Source organism: Selenomonadales bacterium (genome assembly GCA_018335585.1).
Lineage (GTDB): Bacteria > Bacillota > UBA994 > UBA994 > UBA994 > UBA994.
In genome coordinates this window covers 47383-63412 of record JAGXRZ010000041.1, presented here as the reverse complement: position 1 = coordinate 63412, position 16030 = coordinate 47383, and the positions used below count along the sequence as shown (strand labels likewise).

Sequence of the window (16030 nt, the reverse complement as noted above, 5' to 3'; positions counted from 1 at the left end):
TTGCCGGAGCATCACGGCTAAGGCTTAGTTTTGCCACTTTCCATGCTTGGAGGAGTTCATTTGGATGTGTATGTCGGCCGACAGCCTATCTTTGACCGACGCATGAAGACATACGGCTACGAGCTTCTCTACCGCCGTAGCCAGAACAATTTCTTTGAAGGGCTGAGCGACAATCAGGCCACGGCTGAGTTAATCAACAACGTGCTATGCACTTTGGCGACCTCACGAGCGGCACACGCGCTTTTATCAATTTCTCCGGCGACCTGCTAGAACGCGAGGTGCCCCTGCTCTTACCCAAAGAGCACCTGGTCGTGGAAGTGCTAGAGCGAGTTTTGCCCACGGACTCCGTTGTCTCGGCCTGCCGCAAGCTAGTAAAGCAGGGCTATGTGCTCGCGCTTGACGACTATGTGCACCGGGAAGAGATGCAGCCGCTGCTCGAACTCGCCTCAATCGTCAAACTGGAACTAGGCTCACTGCGCGACGACTCACAGAAGCAGTTCTTTTTCCATTATCGTGGAGAGAAATGCTTTGTCGCCGAGAAACTCGACACGCAGGCTGATTTTGACTCAGCGCATAGGCTCGGGTTTCACCTCTTCCAGGGCTACTTTTTTAGCAAGCCTGCGATTATCTCGGGTCGCGAAATTCAGCCCTTTAACGCAAGACTAGTCAAGATAGTTACCGAGCTATCCAGAGAAGAGCCGGATTACCAGGCAATAAAGGCGATTATCGAGCGCGATGTTGGCTTAATGTACAAGCTGTTAAGGCTAGCTAACTCGGCGGCCTATGGCTCGGTACAGCGAATTGAATCAATTGAGCAAGCACTGCTGCGCATTGGACTCAATGAGTTTCGCAAGTGGGTTTACCTGATGATTCTGATGGACATACAAGCCCCAGGCAAGAATCTAGAGCTAGTCAAGAGCTGCTTAGTGCGTGGGAAGCTTATGGAAGAGATTGCGCGCTACCCTAGCGAGTCGCAGGGGGAGTTTGCCCACTTTCTTACCGGTCTCTTCTCTTCGATAGACACACTTCTCAGTCGCCCAATGGCGGATCTTGTTAAGGATCTACCTCTACCAACCGGGGTGCGCAGCGCACTACTGGGGGAACGCAACGACTTACGCACGGCGTTAGAGAGCGTAATTGCCTACGAACGCGCCGAGTGGCACACGGTAGAATTAAGCGACCTTTTCTGCCGAGTACCAGTGGGGGAGTTTATGTCGGCATATTTTGATGCTCTGCATTGGGTGAACCAGATAGGCTAACAGCTGCTCATTTTTGTTGACAGCACCTCTTCGTCTCTGTATATTAGTGTTGAGGTGGGTTGTCAATGGTTGATAACAGCTTGATCACGGCGCAGATGTTGGCGAAGGAACTTAACCTGTCGGTAGAGACTATTTGGCGCTATACGCGGGAACAGCGCATACCGTTTATCGAGCTTAGCGGCAGGCAGTACCGCTACCAGCTGTCCGATGTTCTAAAGGCATTAAGCGGCGAGGTTAAGGAGCGAGCGGGGGAGTACTCTGCGGATGGATCCAAGAAGATAACCTACGAGGATTACTGCGCTATGCCCGAGGAACCGGGATTTCGCCTAGAAGTGCTAGACGGCCTGCTTGTGAAGGAGCCGTCTGCAACTGTGCCACATCAGCGCGTGTCGCGTCGCCTTCAGCGCATACTAGAAGATTATTTTCTGGCCATAGACCCTGCGGGCGAGGTGTTTGATGCACCTTTGGACCTTACCCTAGGCAAGCACACAGTCGTACAGCCCGACCTTTTCTACGTTTCGTCACAACAGAAAGAGCTTGTGTTGCACGCGCGGGTCGACGGTGCACCGACGCTTGTTGTTGAAATTTTGTCGCCGTCTAGCCTGCGCAAGGACAGGCTGCAAAAGATGCGTATTTACCAAAATGCAGGGGTGGCCCACTATTGGATAGTCGACCCGGAAGAAAAGACCATGGAGTGTTACTGCCTCAGTGGGGGGCTCTACGCACTTGTAGCCAGCGGTATGGATAGCGAAGTGGTATCTCACCCAAGACTGCCCGGACTGCAGGTATCACTTTCGGCTCTGTGGTAGTTAATGTGCCTAAGGCGGGTGCTATAAAGAGCAAGGTTCTGGCCAGGAGGATGTTGTATGAACAAAGAAAAACTAGCAGTAGAGCTTAAGAACCGCCTGAGTCGCATTGAAGGCCAGGCGAGGGGAGTGCAGCGCCTGATTGACGAACAGGCAGACTGCGAAAAAGTTCTCATTCAGTTGGCCGCTATGAAGGCCGCGGTTGACCAGGTTGGCATGAAGGTGCTTGGCTGTTTTATGGCCGATGCCGTCAAATCTCAAATGCAGACCGGTCAGGACCCAGATGAGGCCATTGAAGCGGCGATTAAGCTCCTAGGGAAGTTGTAGCTCGATAGGCTTGACAAATACGTACTCCTAGGTAATAATTATTACGATTAAACCTAAGGAGGCGTGTTCAATGTCACTAATCGGAACCAAGGTGCTGCCCTTTAAAGCCAATGCCTTTAAGGAGGGCAAGTTTGTTGCCGTCACCGACCAAGACCTGCTGGGGAAGTGGAGCATAATTGCCTTTTATCCCGCCGACTTTACCTTTGTCTGCCCAACCGAACTTGAGGACCTGCAGAACGAATACGAGAAGCTAAAGGCGCTTGGTGCCGAAGTGTACTCGGTTTCAACGGACACACACTTCGCGCACAAAGCCTGGCACGATAGCTCACCCGCCATTAAGAAGATTAAGTACACCATGATTGGCGACCCGTCGCATGTCATTTCGCGCAACTTCGGCGTCCTCATTGAGGAAGCAGGTTTGGCCGACCGCGGCACGTTTATAGTCGACCCCGATGGCGTTATTCAAGCTGTAGAGATTAACGCTGGCGGCATCGGGCGCGACGCCAGCACTTTGATTAACAAAATTAAGGCCGCCCAGTACGTACGCAAGAATCCCAACGAGGTTTGCCCCGCCAAGTGGCAGGAAGACTCCAAAACGCTCACTCCCGGCATTGACCTGGTCGGGAAAATATAGGTAGCACGTTTATGCTTCTTGACGATAATTTACGAACGCAACTTAAAGACTACCTCGCTCTCATGGAGGGCGAGGTAGTCCTCAAAGTAAGCCTAGGCGACGACCGCGACTCGCGCCACGTGGAAGAACTAGTCCAAGAACTGCTCCGCGCTTCGCCGCGTATTAAGGCCGAGTATGTCACGTTACCCCGCACGCCTAGTTTTCAGGTAGACCGCCCGCTAGAGTGCACAGGTGTCACCTTTGCTGGCGTGCCCATGGGGCATGAGTTCGCTTCTCTCGTATTAGCCATCCTGCAGGTAAGCGGACGCGCGCCGAAAGCTTCAGCCAAAACGGTGCAGGAGATATGCAAGCTGCGCGGCGTCTATAACTTCGAAGTATTTGTAAGCCTTAGCTGCCACAATTGCCCAGAGGTTGTGCAAGCGCTCAACCTGATGAGCGTCCTAAATGAAGGGATATCCACTGTAACAATTAACGGTGCCGTCTTTGCCGCCGAGGCCGAGCAGCGTCAGGTTATGGCTGTGCCGACGGTGTTTGTTAACGGCGAGCACCTCGCGAGCGGACGCATGGAGCTAGAGGAAATTCTAGCTAAGCTAGGTGCCAAACAAGCCCTCCCGAAAGAGCTTGCTGATACACCGTACGACGTCTTAGTAGTAGGCGGCGGCCCGGCAGGTGTTGCGGCGGCCATATACGCCGCCCGCAAGAATCTGCGCACCGCCATGGTGGCGGACCGACTTGGCGGCCAAGTGAAAGACACTTTAGGCATCGAGAACTTCATAGGCATGCCCTACACCGAGGGGCCGAAGCTTGCCCTTGGCCTCGAAGAGCATATCAAGGCCTACAACATCGACGTCCTTGCCGGGCTTTCGGCGCGCAAGCTTTCGCGGGAAACTTTGCTTGAACTCGAGCTCGCGGACGGTGCAAGGCTTAAGAGTAAGACAGTCGTCCTAGCCACCGGCGCGCAGTGGCGAAGCCTTAACATCCCCGGCGAAAAGGAGTTTAAGAACAAAGGTATCGCCTATTGCCCGCATTGCGACGGCCCACTGTTTAAGGGCAAGAATGTGGCCGTAATAGGCGGCGGCAACTCCGGTGTCGAGGCCGCGATTGACTTAGCCTGTGTGGCCAAGCACGTAACGGTGCTAGAGTTTATGCCGGAGCTTAAGGCCGATGCCGTGCTCCAGAAGCGCCTCTACAGCCTTGCGAACGTGACTGTGCTTAAGAACGTGAAGACCACTGAGATTACCGGAGCAGACAAAGTGAACGGCCTAACCTATATGGAGCGCGACACCAACAGGACCAAACAGCTTGCCGTCGACGGCGTCTTTATCCTAATCGGCCTTGTGCCTAACACCGCGTGGCTAAAAGACACCCTGGAAAGAAACTGGATGGGCGAAATAGTCGTAGACAAACACGGTGCCACGAGTCTACCCGGCGTGTTTGCCGCCGGCGACTGCACCGACACCGCCTACAAGCAAATTGTCATCGCCATGGGTTCCGGCGCAACCGCAGCCCTAGGCGCGTTCGACTATCTGATGAAACTAGAAGCCTAACGGGCGTCTAGTAGGCATCCGCCTGCTCGGGAGCGCCTGCCGCTGCAAACCCCGCCGCAAAGGCCTCTAGGTTTAGCGCAAGCGTCTTGGCGGGGACAGTGCGGCGAATGGCTTCTAGCCACCGGTCTTTCTCTATCTGCATCCGCTCGGCGAGAGCGCCAAGCAGCACGACGTTTACAGCCTTAATGCTACCCACTTCGCGCGCGAGCTGCAAGGCGTCTAACACCACTACATCGCCTGCGCCCGCCTGCAGCGTCGCCAGGATTTCCGGCGGATAGCGGAACTGCCCGGTAATAACGGTCATGGGGTCGATTCTTTGGTCGTTAACCACAATACAGCCGCCCTCGCGCAGAAAGTGCGCCCAACGCAGCGCTTCCAGTCTTTCAAAGGCCACAATGTAGTCGGCCTCGCCCTGTTCTACAAGGGGGCTATGCACTTGCTCGCCTAAGCGCACGTGTGTAACTACACTGCCGCCGCGCTGCGCCATGCCGTGTACTTCAGACATCTTGACGTCAAACCCTTGCAGCACGGCAACTTCGGCGAGAATCTTGGCGGCGAGGATAGTGCCTTGGCCGCCCACGCCGACCAGCAGGATGTTCTGAGTACGCATTAATCGGCCTCCCTTACAAAAGCGTCAAACTTACAGACCTGCGCGCAGACTGCGCAACCTACACAAAGCGCCGCATTGACGGTGCTCTTTTTGTTGTCGTGGCTGATAGCCGGGCAGCCAAGGCGCATGCATATTTTGCAGCCTACGCACTTCGCGTGGTCGATGGTAAGCAACGGGTCTTCCTGCTTAACGATTAACACGCATGGCCGCTTGGCGATAATTACGCTAGGTTCGCGCGTAGCGACCTCGCGCTGCAAAGCTTCCTTAAGTCCCGCCATATCAAACGGGTCGACGACAAAAGTGCGTTTTACGCCTACAGCCTTGCACAGCGCCTCAATATCTAGGGCTGCCGTAGGCTGCCGGTCGAGCGTCTTGCCGGTGCCGGGATGCTCTTGGTGGCCGGTCATGGCGGTGGTGCTGTTGTCTAGAATCAGCACGGTAGAAGTGCCGCGGTTGTAGACGATGTCGATTAAGCCGGTAATACCGCTATGCACAAAAGTCGAATCCCCGATAACCGCGACGGTCTTCTCTGCGAGCTCCGGGTGGGCCTTCTCGAAGCCTAGCGCCATCGGCACCGATGCGCCCATGCAGATGCACGTGTCCATAGAGTCAAGCGGCGGCAGTGCCCCCAGCGTATAGCAGCCAATATCCCCAGTAACAAACAGCTTCAACTGCTTAAGCAGATAAAACACCGGGCGGTGCGGACACCCGGGGCAGAGCACAGGCGGGCGCACAGGGACTTGTGCCGCAGGCTTTCCAGTCGCCACGCCCGAGCCACCGAAGGCCTGCAAAACTGTCCGTACAGATAGTTCGCCCACGCTTGGGAAGATACCCTTGCCAACTACCGGTATTCCGAGAGCCTTTACGTGTTCTTCCAGATAGGGCTCACCTTCCTCGATAACGTAAAGCGTTTCGACTGCGGCGGCAAAGGCTTTAATTAACTTCTCGGGCAGCGGCCAGGTTAACCCGAGCTTAAGAATAGAGACGTGCGGGAGCGCCTCCCGCGCGTATTGAAATGCAATGCCCGACGTAATAACGCCAATCCGCTTGTCGCCCCATGCAACGCGGTTTACAGGCGTCGTTTCGCTGTACTCCTTAAGGCGGGCGTATCTCTGCTCGAGCTCTAGTCGCTTCGCGCGCGCAAAGGCCGGCATCATAACGTACTTTTTAATGTCCTTCACGTAAGGCTTTACTGTCCGAAGTATAGGGTCTCTTAGTTCCACGAGCGTCTTAGAATGGGAAATGCGCGTAGTAACCCTAAGCAGCACGGGCACATCAAACCGCTCGCTAATCTCTAGCCCGAGTCCCACATAATCCTTAGCTTCTTGGCTGTCGCTTGGTTCAAGCATGGGAACTTTAGCGAACTTCGCGTAGTACCTGTTGTCCTGCTCGTTCTGTGAGCTGTGCATACCAGGGTCGTCCGCCGAGACTAGCACCAAGCCTCCGTTTACTCCTGCGTAGGACATAGTAAACAAAGGGTCAGCCGCGACGTTTACGCCTACGTGCTTCATCGCCGCTAACGTGCGCGCGCCGGCAATCGAGGAGCCCACCGCCACTTCCATCGCGACTTTCTCGTTAGGCGACCACTGCGCCTTAATCTCCTTGTACTGGCCCACATTCTCCAGTATCTCGGTGCTCGGCGTCCCCGGGTAGGCCGCCGCTACCGTGACGCCGAACTCATACGCGCCACGGGCAATGGCCTCGTTACCTGTAAGCAGTGCTTTCATCGTAACCCTCCTACGATTTTTCCACCCTATATTTTATCACACACCTTCGCTTTCTGCTTTAGCGCCGGGAGTGGTATACTGTGTGCAGGAATTTCTGTTTGATGCAAGGAGTTGTATGCATGTCGGTACTGACGCCGGTAGAAGTAACAGACCTACGGCCAATAAGAGACATTGTGCATGAGAAATTGCGCACGGCCATTTTGCGCGGGCACTTGGCCTCAGGCGAGCGCCTCTTCGACACGCAGTTAGCTAAACAGCTCGGCGTGAGTCGCACGCCGGTGCGTGAGGCTTTGCGCATGCTAGAGCAAGAAGCGCTAATCGTCGTCACACCCCGCCGTGGGACGATTGTGTGCAGCCTTAAGCAAGAAGATGCCATAGAAATCTATAATATTCGTTCAGTCTTAGAGGGATTAGCAGTTAGACTAGCGGCCCATCTCATCACGCGCAACGAGGTGTGGGAGCTGCGCACAAGGCTTGAAAAAATGCGGCCGCTGCCGGAGAACCTGGGGGGTTACATGGCGGTACATGCTGAGTTTAACTCCATCCTAATTAGGGCGAGCCGGAGCCCCCGCATTGAACAGCTAGTAGGCTCCTTTACCGGGCAGCTGCGCAGCTTGCGCGGCATCAGCCTGACGACCCCCGAGCGACAGCTCTTAGCATGGAAGGAACACTGCGCCATAGTTGATGCTGTAGAGGCGCGGGATGCCGAACTAGCCGAGCTTTTAGCTCGCAGGCATGTAGAGAACGCCAAGGCGGCTTATCTAGAGGAGTGGGCATAAAGTCATGCTCGAACTCACAAAAAAGTCTTGCAAGCGCAAATAGTGCTTGCAGGCGCGGATGAAATCGTTTAGAATGTATACATGAATCCATCAGAGCTCAATAACTAGCGGGGACTGGGCGAAAAGGGCGGTATTCTGCTATCCATGCGCTCATATCGGCGTGCTGTGTATCCATGAATACATAGCAGAGCCATGTGTCCTTGCGGTCAAGGTAAAGACATACAGAGTGGAGCGATGCTGCATTGATTAAACGCTACGCACAGGCCGGGAGTCTCGAATCCGGCGATGTCTTGGTGCAGGTAGCACCGGCTGTCGCCGATAATCTCGCGGTGAACATTAAGAGCAAAGTCGGCCCTAGGTTCGCTTCATCTATGCAGGCAAGCGTGCGCGCAGTGGCCGCTCTATTGGGTGTTACCGCTGCTTCTATAGAAATTGTGGACAGTGGTGCTCTAGATTTCGTGCTGCGGGCCCGGGTAACGACGGCCCTAAAAAGAGCGATGGAGGTCGCCGCCGATGCCTAAACGTCTTCGTCGCAGTATGTTGTTTGTGCCCGGCAATAACCCGGCACTCATCATTGATGCTCCGGTCTTTGCGCCCGACAGCATTATTCTAGATTTGGAGGACGCGGTGGCAGTTGACCAAAAGGACGCCGCACGCGAACTCGTAGTCAGTGCGCTTAAGACCCTGGATTTTGGCCCCTCGGAGATATGCGTGCGCATTAACGCCCGCCACACCCCCTTCTTCGCGGAGGACGTACGCGCGCTTACCCCGGCGCGGCCGCACGCGCTGCGCTTGGCCATGGTCGAGTCGGCGGAAGATATCGCCTGTTTGGATGAACTCCTAACTAAGTGCGAAGCGGAAGCTGCCTTAACGCCTGGCACAATAAAGATTATGGCTGCCATTGAGACTGCCCAAGGCGTCCTAAACGCGCGCGAAATTGCTTTAGCCTCTCCACGCTTAGTGGCGATGTCATTTGGCGCCGAGGATTTTACAAACAGCATTCAGTCGGAGCGCACATCTCACGGGCACGAACTGCTCTTAGCGCGTGCAGCCGTAGTCCTAGCGGCACGCGCGGCAGGTATAGACCCTATCGACACCGTGTATTCGCAGGTCGACGACGATGCGGGCTTTAGAGCCGATGTGCATGCCGCCAAGCAGATGGGCTTTGCGGGGAAAAGTTGCGTGCACCCTCGCCAAATAGCGGTTGTACACGACGTGTTTTCACCCACGGCCGAGGAAGTTATGAAAGCGGAGCGCGTACTCGCCGCCTTTGCCGATGCGCTGCAGCAAGGAAGCGGCGTGATTGCGGTCGACGGCAAAATGGTAGACGGCCCGATTGTCGCTAAAGCGCAACGAATCGTAAGTCTAGCCAAGGCAAGCGAGAGCTCGCTAGAGGGGAGAGTGCGGTGATGATAGCTAATAAAGTAGGCCGCTTAGTGCCCTCATTTGTCGAGAACCTAGGGGAGTTCGAGCCCTTCGCCGGCGTTTTTGCCACCCCGCCTACAGGCCGCCGCTATGCTCCGCCTCTCTGCAAGCCTGCGGCAGGGGGCAAAAAGTTGTTGTCGTCCCTGCGCCAAGCCATCCTAGCGAGTGGGCTTCAAAGCGGCATGACCATCTCCTTTCATCACCACTTCAGGAACGGCGACCTGCTCGTCAACATGGTCGTAGACGAAATCGCCGCACTCGGCCTTAGGGACATTACACTTGCGCCAAGCTCCCTGCAGAGCATTCACCAGGCACTCATCCCCCACATTAGGAGTGGCGTCATCACTGCCATCACTACCAGCGGCCTGCGCGGCGAGCTAGCCGAAGTCCTAACGCGCGAGTCCTTGCTTAAGTCCCCGGTTCTCATTCGCTCACATGGGGGCCGTGCGCGCGCGATCGAATCTGGGGAACTCAAGATAGACGTAGCCTTCCTAGGCGCGTCGGCGGCAGACATATACGGCAACATGAACGGCATCCACGGGCCCGCGGCATGCGGCTCTCTAGGCTACGCCATGGTAGACGCGCAGTACGCAGATTGCGTAGTCGGTGTGACGGATAACATCGTCCCTTATCCCGCGCTTCCCATCAGCATTCCGCAAACGCAAGTAGACTTCGTAGTGCAGGTAGACAAAGTTGGCGACCCCAAGGGGATTATGACGGGCGCAACGCGCCTCACGCGCGACCCGCTTGAGCTCTACATCGCGGCGCAAGCTACGCGCGTCATCGAGGCGTCGGGCTATTTCTGTGAGGGGTTCTCGTTTCAGGCTGGCACAGGCGGAGCGTCCCTCGCGGTCGCCAAATTTCTCAAGGAAAAAATGGCTGCAACGGGTCTCCGCGGCGGCTTCTCTACCGGGGGTAGCACCGGCTACATCTGCGAGATGCTCAAGGAGGGGTACTTCTCGGCCATTTTGGACACACAGTGTTTTGACCTGGCCGCGGTGGAGAGTCTGCGCACCAATCCGCGCCACGTCGAAATGTCTGCCTCCTATTATGCTAACCCGCACGCTAAGGCCTGTACCGCTCACATTACCGACATTATGATGCTGGCAGCCACCGAAATAGACACAGCGTTTAACGTTAACGTGCTTACGGGTTCGGACGGCATTATGATGGGGGCCTCGGGAGGCCATTCCGATACCGCAGCCGGGACAAAACTGCGGTTAGTTACCGCGCCGCTCATTCGCGGGCGATTCCCCATTGTGGTGGACAGCGTGCATACCGTCATTACACCGGGAGAGTGCATCGACGTGTTGGTCACAGAGCGCGGCATCGCCGTTAACCCCACACAGCCGACACTGCGGGAGAGGCTACACGAAGCGGGCATTGCGACCGTTTCCATTGAAGAGTTGCAGTGGCGCGCAGAAAAACTGACCGGCAAGCCCGAGCCCTTAGCACAAGGCGATGAACTGGTGGCACTAGTCGAGTACCGCGACGGCACGCTAATTGACGTTGTGCGGCGTGTGCTGTGACACAGGCGCGAGGAGGGTAGGTCATGGTTAAGCTGTCGCCCGCAGGTGTCTACCTCGTGGATGGGCGCGAAATCATCCACGCCGACCAACACGCCGAGAACGCTATAGCGCTGCGCCAAGGCCGAGTCGTCACGCGCGAACAAGCCAGGCAGGGCACCATTGCGCACTCCATTCTAGCTAAGCACAACACTTCGCCAGACCCGGCTTGGCTAGAGCTACGCTTTGACGCTTTGGCCTCACACGATATTACCCACGTCAGCATTATCCAGACGGCACGGGCGAGCGGCTTAGACAAGTTCCCCTTGCCTTACGTATTGACTAACTGCCATAACAGCCTCTGTGCGGTAGGCGGCACCATTAACGCCGACGACCACGCCTTCGCGCTTTCGGCCGCCAAAAAGTACGGTGGCATCTACGTTCCGCCGCACTTAGCGGTCATCCACCAGTACATGCGCGAAATGATGGCGGGCGGGGGTATGATGATTCTCGGGTCTGATAGCCATACGCGCTATGGCGCCTTGGGGACCCTAGGTATCGGCGAAGGCGGCGGCGAGCTGGTCAAACAGCTCCTTGGCAAGACTTACACTTTGACGCCGCCTGACGTGGTGGCAGTATACTTAGACGGGAGCGTGCAGCCCGGTGTGGGGCCGCAAGACGTGGCTTTAGCCATAATCGGGGCCGTTTTTAAGAACGGGTATGTCAAGGACAAAATCATGGAGTTCGTTGGTAGCGGCATAGATGAGCTCTCGGTCGAGTTTCGCCATGGCATAGACGTGATGACGGCAGAGACTGCGTGCCTTTCGTCCGTCTGGTGCACAGATGAAAAAGTAAAAGACTATCTAGCGGCGCATGGCAGGCCGGCGGCCTATCGACAGTTAGCCCCGCAGGCAGTCGCCTACTACGACGGACTGATGCATGTCGACTTGTCTCTGGTCAAGCCCATGATTGCCTTGCCGTTTCACCCGAGCAACGTCTTCACTATTGAGGAAGTCCAAGCTAACCCAGGCGACATTCTCACGGGTCGCAAACTTGTAGCCGACCAAGCCGTAATTGCCGGGTGTGCCGGCGGTATGTTTGAGAACATTGCCGCGGTAGCGGATATTATCGGCGGCAAAGCGGCCGGGAGCAGTGAGTTTTCTCTCAGCATTTATCCCTCAAGCCAGCCCATGTATATGAGCCTTATGCAAAGCGGTATAGCCGAAAAGCTGCTCGGTGCAGGTGTGGTTATGCGCTCTGCCTTTTGTGGCCCTTGCTTTGGCGCGGGGGATGTGCCGGCGAACAGCGGTTTTTCCATCCGTCACACTACGCGCAACTTCGTGCATCGCGAAGGCTCGGTGCCAAACGAGGGGCAAATGGCTTATGTGGCACTGATGGATTCCCGCTCTATCGCGGCGACGGCACTAAACGGCGGTAAGCTGACGGCTGCTACCGACCTAGCCGTGCGCCTAAGCTCCCCCTCATACCAATTCACGCCGGATATCTATGCTAAGCGAGTCTATTACGGGTTTGGCAAGGCTGATATGGACGCGGAAATAAGGCTTGGGCCAAACATTACGGATTGGCCGGAGATGTCTGCCTTGCCCGAGCATTTGCTGCTTAGTGTCGCCGCGGTGCTAAAAGACCCCGTAACTACGACCGACGACTTGCTCCCCTCAGGCGAGGTGTCGTCGTTGCGCTCTAACCCCCTGCGTCTAGCCGAGTTCGCGCTCGCCCGCAGGGAGCCAGCCTATGTAGCGCATGCTAAGCACGTACAGACCTTTGAGCTAGCCAGACGAGCAGGGCATGACCTAAGCACGCATTTTCCCGAGCTTACGGCAGTTTTCAGCCGCTTGCGTAGCAACGAAGAGCTAGGATACGCAGCTATCGGCTTAGGAAGCGTAATCTGTGCCAAAAAGATTGGCGACGGCTCGGCGCGTGAGCAGGCAGCTTCTTCGCAAAGGGTGCTCGGTGGTTGGGCAAACATTGCCCATGCCTACGCCACACGGCGCTATCGCGCTAACCTAATCAACTGGGGAATCCTGCCCTTCCTTATACAAGAAGACCCAAAATTGACTTGCGGCGATTATCTCTATATCCCCGACATCAGGCGGGTCCTGGAACTGGGGCAAGTCGACATCTGTGCCTACATCCTCGGCGCGGCTCCGCGCGAAATCCGTCTCACCGTAGGGGTTTTAACTCCGGAGGAGCGGCAGACTCTCTTGAAAGGGGGCTTGATCAATCTCTACCGCCACAGGTGACGGTGCGAATCCATAGGTACCACATATCACACAATCAAGGAGGTAAAACAGTGAACAAACGGTTGTCTTTAGTTGTGGCTTTGTTGCTCGTTCTCGCTCTGGCCTTTACCGGATGCGCTCGCAGACAAGCGCAAGAAGAATTTAAGTTCACCCGCAGCGTTGAGATTATTGTACCTTGGGGCGCAGGCGGCGGAGCCGACACCACCGTGCGGGCTTTTGCTCCTCATCTTGAGCGAGCCTTAGGGGTGCCGGTAGTCGTCAACAATGTCTCCGGCGGCGGCGGCGTAATGGGGTTTGAGCATGCCAACCGGCAGCCGGCTGACGGCTACACTTTTATGCTCGGCACGCAGTCGCACCTTCTAGCGCACTTCCAAGGACTCACCAGCGTTAACCCCATGGATGCCTTTATCCCGGTAGTACGACTTGTGCATGATACAAACATTCTCGTAGCTTCGGCTAGGGCCCCGTTTAGGAACTTTGACGAATTGCTGGCCCACATCAGAGCAAATCCGGGCGTAGTTAAAGCGGGAGTGCTAACTGTAACTGGACTAGACGCCTTTATGATTCGACAGACCTTCCTCGAAGCAGGCGTAGAAGTGCCGCTAGTGCCGTTTAGCACAGGCGCAGAGCTTAACGCAGCCGTGCTCGGCGGGCATGTGCACCTTGCTGTAGTGGGCCCGGCCGAGGTAAAGGGACTGCTCGCAGCCGGCGATATGCAGGCAATCGTGGTAGCGGCCGAGCGCCGTATCGCCATATTGCCCGATGTCACCGCCACGGGTGAGCGCAATATTGACTCCTACCTTGGGCCGATGCGCGCCATTTTTGCCAAAAAGGGTACGCCGGAAGCGGCCATAAAAGCATTCGAGGCCGCAGCAGTAAAGGCACACGCCACGGCCGAGTTCCAAGCGTGGATGAAAGCCAATGCGCTTGACCAACGCCCCGCCTTTGCTAACACGGCAGACTTAAAGAAAATCTGGGAGGAACAGAACACAACCCTAAAGGAGCTGTTTGACCGCTTCAAATAGCCCGCAATTCCGAGGGCGGGGCAGCATCTACTGCCCCGCCCTGTAGCGGAAATAGCGGGAACATATGAAAGGAGCTAACACGTGTGTTGCTAGAACTTCTGTTTAACGCCGGACTCGTCGCCCTCTTTACGTATGCGTATTTCTTCATTGGGGCTAGTGTGCCCGCCGCGCCGGGCCCCGGATGGGGAGCACAGGTGTGGCCGCAAGCCATCTTGCTGATGCTCATCTTTTTGCTCTGCGTCAACATGTATCAGGTCTACCGCAAAGGGGCAGGCACACAGGCCAATGAGCTGGCAGAACTGCGCCGCCTGAGCTTAGCCGCCCTTGTGCAAAGCAAGCTGTCTTTGGCCATGCTGTCGCTGTTCGTCTATGCCATGTCTCTGCAGGCCGCTGGGTTTATCCTAAGTACCCTCGTGTTTTTTATGGTTTACGCCAAGATTGTCGGCCAAAAGAGTGCCAAGTTGCTTGTCCTCAGCTCCTTTATTGCCACATTCGCGGTGTACTTCGTCTTCTCCCGCGCGTTAGGCGTAATGCTACCGCGTGGAGTAGGAATCCTACGCGATTTTGCTATTTTCCTCGAAAGCTTATAGGGTGAGGGGCAGGTAAAATGTTTGATTTGTTGATGACAGGCTTTCAGATTGTCTTTTCGCCCGCGACATTTCTCCTAATCTTTGCGGGGACTATCCTCGGCATTATCTTCGGGGCCATGCCCGGCGTTAGCGCCTCCATGTCGGTGGCCTTAGCGGTTCCTTTTACCTATGCGATGTCGCCGGTAGTTGCTATTGCCTTTCTTGTGGCGGTTTATTGCGCTTCTATAACAGGCGGCGGCATCACGGCTATTTTGTTTAAGATTCCCGGCACACCCTCCAATGCGCCGACTACGTTTGACGGGTACCCAATGGCGCAACAAGGGAAGGCTGGCAAAGCGCTAGGCATTTCGCTGGTCTGCTCCGCGATTGGTGGCGCGGTCTCAGCCCTCGCCATGCTTTTGCTCGCGCCGCAGCTAGCTAGCATTGGGCTGCGATTTGGCCCTTCGGAGCTGTTTGCCGTTTCTGTACTTGGGCTCAGCGTGCTTACGGCGCTAGACAGCGATAACGTCATTAAGACACTAATTTCGGGCTTAATCGGGCTGTTTCTCGCTACCATCGGCATGGACCCCTTGCTCGGCGTGCCGCGCTTTACGTGGGGGAATCCGGCTCTCCTTGGCGGGGTTGAGATGATTCCGGTGCTGATCGGCCTCTTCGCCATTACCGAGGTTCTCAAGCAAACCAGTAAGCCGCTTAAACTAGACCCAACTTCCTCTAAGGCGGGCAGCAACTTTAAGACGGATTTACTAACTCTACGCGAAGCGTGGTCTATTCGCTGGACCGTCATTCGCTCGTCTATTATGGGGACACTGGTAGGCATTTTGCCTGGGGCAGGCGCAACTATCGCCGCATTCCTTAGTTACTCCACCGAGGCTAAAATCTCGCCGAACAGAAAGCAGTTTGGCCATGGCGCCATAGAAGGAATTGCCGCATCGGAGACTGCCAACAATGCTGCCGCCGGAGGTTCTATGGTGCCGCTACTGGCACTCGGCATCCCGGGCGGTACTGCTGCCGCCGTGATGATGTCGGCGCTGGTGTTGCAAGGGGTACAAGTCGGGCCTATTCTGCACCGCACGCAGCCTCAGTTCCTTTCCGCCGTGTTTGCTTCCATGATGCTGACAAACGTTTTGATGGTGTTTTGTTCGATGGCGATTGCCAAGGTCTTTAACAAGGTACTGAATGTTCCCTATAGCATCCTCGGGCCACTTATTGTGCTGTTTGCCGCCATGGGCAGCTTCGCCCTCAAGAACAGCACCGGCGACGTGGTGCTGATGATTGTGGCCGGTATCATCGGCGTTGCCTTGGCCTCGTTCAAGTTCTCGGCTGCGGCGCTGGTGCTTGGGTTGGTGCTAGGTAGCCTGACCGAAGCTAATCTAAGGCGAGCGATTTTGCTTGAAGGCGGGGACCTAGCGGCAGTGCTGTCAAAGCCAATAACCGCAGCTCTCCTCTTGGCCTGCATAGCCATTCTTCTTGCGCCCGTGCTAGGCGGGATCATCAAGAAAATGGCTAAGGCCAGAGCGGCATAGAAAGAACAAGTA

Annotated in this window: 16 protein-coding genes; 14 read left to right on the top strand and 2 right to left on the bottom strand. The window is 55.9% G+C overall.

Annotated features, from left to right (window positions below):
• Positions 1 to 60: 60 nt before the first annotated feature.
• The 6 genes from KGZ66_07585 to ahpF all read left to right on the top strand — a co-directional run bounded on the left by KGZ66_07585 (position 61) and on the right by ahpF (position 4573).
• On the top strand, positions 61 to 270 hold the full coding sequence (locus tag KGZ66_07585; GenBank protein ID MBS3985451.1) for a hypothetical protein: 210 nt from the start codon (positions 61 to 63) through the stop codon (positions 268 to 270).
• A gap of 41 nt (positions 271 to 311) precedes the next feature.
• On the top strand, positions 312 to 1259 hold the full coding sequence (locus tag KGZ66_07580) for an HDOD domain-containing protein (GenBank protein MBS3985450.1): 948 nt from the start codon (positions 312 to 314) through the stop codon (positions 1257 to 1259).
• A gap of 65 nt (positions 1260 to 1324) precedes the next feature.
• Positions 1325 to 2068 carry a Uma2 family endonuclease gene (locus KGZ66_07575; GenBank protein ID MBS3985449.1) on the top strand — a complete coding sequence of 248 codons (744 nt, stop codon included), beginning with the start codon at positions 1325 to 1327 and terminating at the stop codon, positions 2066 to 2068.
• A 57-nt stretch (positions 2069 to 2125) separates the two neighbouring features.
• Positions 2126 to 2392 (top strand): metal-sensitive transcriptional regulator, encoded by a 267-nt coding sequence (locus tag KGZ66_07570; protein MBS3985448.1) that lies wholly within the window; start codon positions 2126 to 2128, stop codon positions 2390 to 2392.
• 70 nt (positions 2393 to 2462) lie between these two features.
• A complete protein-coding gene (gene ahpC / locus KGZ66_07565) occupies positions 2463 to 3026 on the top strand; it encodes a peroxiredoxin (protein MBS3985447.1) in 564 nt (187 codons plus the stop codon).
• 11 nt (positions 3027 to 3037) lie between these two features.
• On the top strand, positions 3038 to 4573 hold the full coding sequence (ahpF, locus tag KGZ66_07560; protein ID MBS3985446.1) for an alkyl hydroperoxide reductase subunit F: 1536 nt from the start codon (positions 3038 to 3040) through the stop codon (positions 4571 to 4573).
• A gap of 7 nt (positions 4574 to 4580) precedes the next feature.
• Here ahpF and KGZ66_07555 read toward each other — a convergent pair whose 3' ends face one another.
• The gene (locus KGZ66_07555) at positions 4581 to 5183 is read right to left on the bottom strand and encodes an indolepyruvate oxidoreductase subunit beta (GenBank protein MBS3985445.1); all 603 of its coding nucleotides are present in this window, start codon (positions 5181 to 5183) and stop codon (positions 4581 to 4583) included.
• On the bottom strand, positions 5183 to 6910 hold the full coding sequence (gene iorA / locus KGZ66_07550) for an indolepyruvate ferredoxin oxidoreductase subunit alpha (GenBank protein MBS3985444.1): 1728 nt from the start codon (positions 6908 to 6910) through the stop codon (positions 5183 to 5185). The genes KGZ66_07555 and iorA overlap by 1 nt, the downstream gene beginning before the upstream one ends.
• Positions 6911 to 7029: 119 nt before the next feature.
• Here iorA and KGZ66_07545 point away from each other — a divergent pair, with 119 nt between their 5' ends.
• The 8 genes from KGZ66_07545 to KGZ66_07510 all read left to right on the top strand — a co-directional run bounded on the left by KGZ66_07545 (position 7030) and on the right by KGZ66_07510 (position 16018).
• Positions 7030 to 7689, top strand: a complete 660-nt coding sequence (locus KGZ66_07545; protein ID MBS3985443.1) for a GntR family transcriptional regulator — start codon at positions 7030 to 7032, stop codon at positions 7687 to 7689.
• A 242-nt stretch (positions 7690 to 7931) separates the two neighbouring features.
• The gene (gene citD / locus KGZ66_07540) at positions 7932 to 8210 is read left to right on the top strand and encodes a citrate lyase acyl carrier protein (GenBank protein ID MBS3985442.1); all 279 of its coding nucleotides are present in this window, start codon (positions 7932 to 7934) and stop codon (positions 8208 to 8210) included.
• Positions 8203 to 9099 carry an HpcH/HpaI aldolase/citrate lyase family protein gene (locus KGZ66_07535; protein MBS3985441.1) on the top strand — a complete coding sequence of 299 codons (897 nt, stop codon included), beginning with the start codon at positions 8203 to 8205 and terminating at the stop codon, positions 9097 to 9099. Before citD ends, KGZ66_07535 begins: the two co-directional genes overlap by 8 nt.
• Positions 9100 to 9101: 2 nt before the next feature.
• On the top strand, positions 9102 to 10643 hold the full coding sequence (gene citF / locus KGZ66_07530) for a citrate lyase subunit alpha (protein MBS3985440.1): 1542 nt from the start codon (positions 9102 to 9104) through the stop codon (positions 10641 to 10643).
• Between the two features lie 23 nt (positions 10644 to 10666).
• Positions 10667 to 12880 (top strand): hydratase, encoded by a 2214-nt coding sequence (locus KGZ66_07525; protein ID MBS3985439.1) that lies wholly within the window; start codon positions 10667 to 10669, stop codon positions 12878 to 12880.
• A 50-nt stretch (positions 12881 to 12930) separates the two neighbouring features.
• The gene (locus tag KGZ66_07520) at positions 12931 to 13905 is read left to right on the top strand and encodes a tripartite tricarboxylate transporter substrate binding protein (protein ID MBS3985438.1); all 975 of its coding nucleotides are present in this window, start codon (positions 12931 to 12933) and stop codon (positions 13903 to 13905) included.
• A gap of 83 nt (positions 13906 to 13988) precedes the next feature.
• Complete coding sequence (locus tag KGZ66_07515; protein ID MBS3985437.1) at positions 13989 to 14495, top strand: tripartite tricarboxylate transporter TctB family protein; 507 nt, start codon at positions 13989 to 13991, stop codon at positions 14493 to 14495.
• Between the two features lie 17 nt (positions 14496 to 14512).
• Positions 14513 to 16018 carry a tripartite tricarboxylate transporter permease gene (locus KGZ66_07510; GenBank protein ID MBS3985436.1) on the top strand — a complete coding sequence of 502 codons (1506 nt, stop codon included), beginning with the start codon at positions 14513 to 14515 and terminating at the stop codon, positions 16016 to 16018.
• Positions 16019 to 16030: the final 12 nt, after the last annotated feature.

Coding starts and splice junctions, on each gene's coding strand:
- KGZ66_07575 (MBS3985449.1), top strand. CDS start 1,325: ATGGTTGATAACAGCTTGATCACGGCGCAGATGTTGGCGAAGGAACTT.
- KGZ66_07570 (MBS3985448.1), top strand. CDS start 2,126: ATGAACAAAGAAAAACTAGCAGTAGAGCTTAAGAACCGCCTGAGTCGC.
- ahpC (MBS3985447.1), top strand. CDS start 2,463: ATGTCACTAATCGGAACCAAGGTGCTGCCCTTTAAAGCCAATGCCTTT.
- ahpF (MBS3985446.1), top strand. CDS start 3,038: ATGCTTCTTGACGATAATTTACGAACGCAACTTAAAGACTACCTCGCT.
- KGZ66_07555 (MBS3985445.1), bottom strand. CDS start 5,183: ATGCGTACTCAGAACATCCTGCTGGTCGGCGTGGGCGGCCAAGGCACT.
- iorA (MBS3985444.1), bottom strand. CDS start 6,910: ATGAAAGCACTGCTTACAGGTAACGAGGCCATTGCCCGTGGCGCGTAT.
- KGZ66_07545 (MBS3985443.1), top strand. CDS start 7,030: ATGTCGGTACTGACGCCGGTAGAAGTAACAGACCTACGGCCAATAAGA.
- KGZ66_07535 (MBS3985441.1), top strand. CDS start 8,203: ATGCCTAAACGTCTTCGTCGCAGTATGTTGTTTGTGCCCGGCAATAAC.
- KGZ66_07525 (MBS3985439.1), top strand. CDS start 10,667: ATGGTTAAGCTGTCGCCCGCAGGTGTCTACCTCGTGGATGGGCGCGAA.
- KGZ66_07510 (MBS3985436.1), top strand. CDS start 14,513: ATGTTTGATTTGTTGATGACAGGCTTTCAGATTGTCTTTTCGCCCGCG.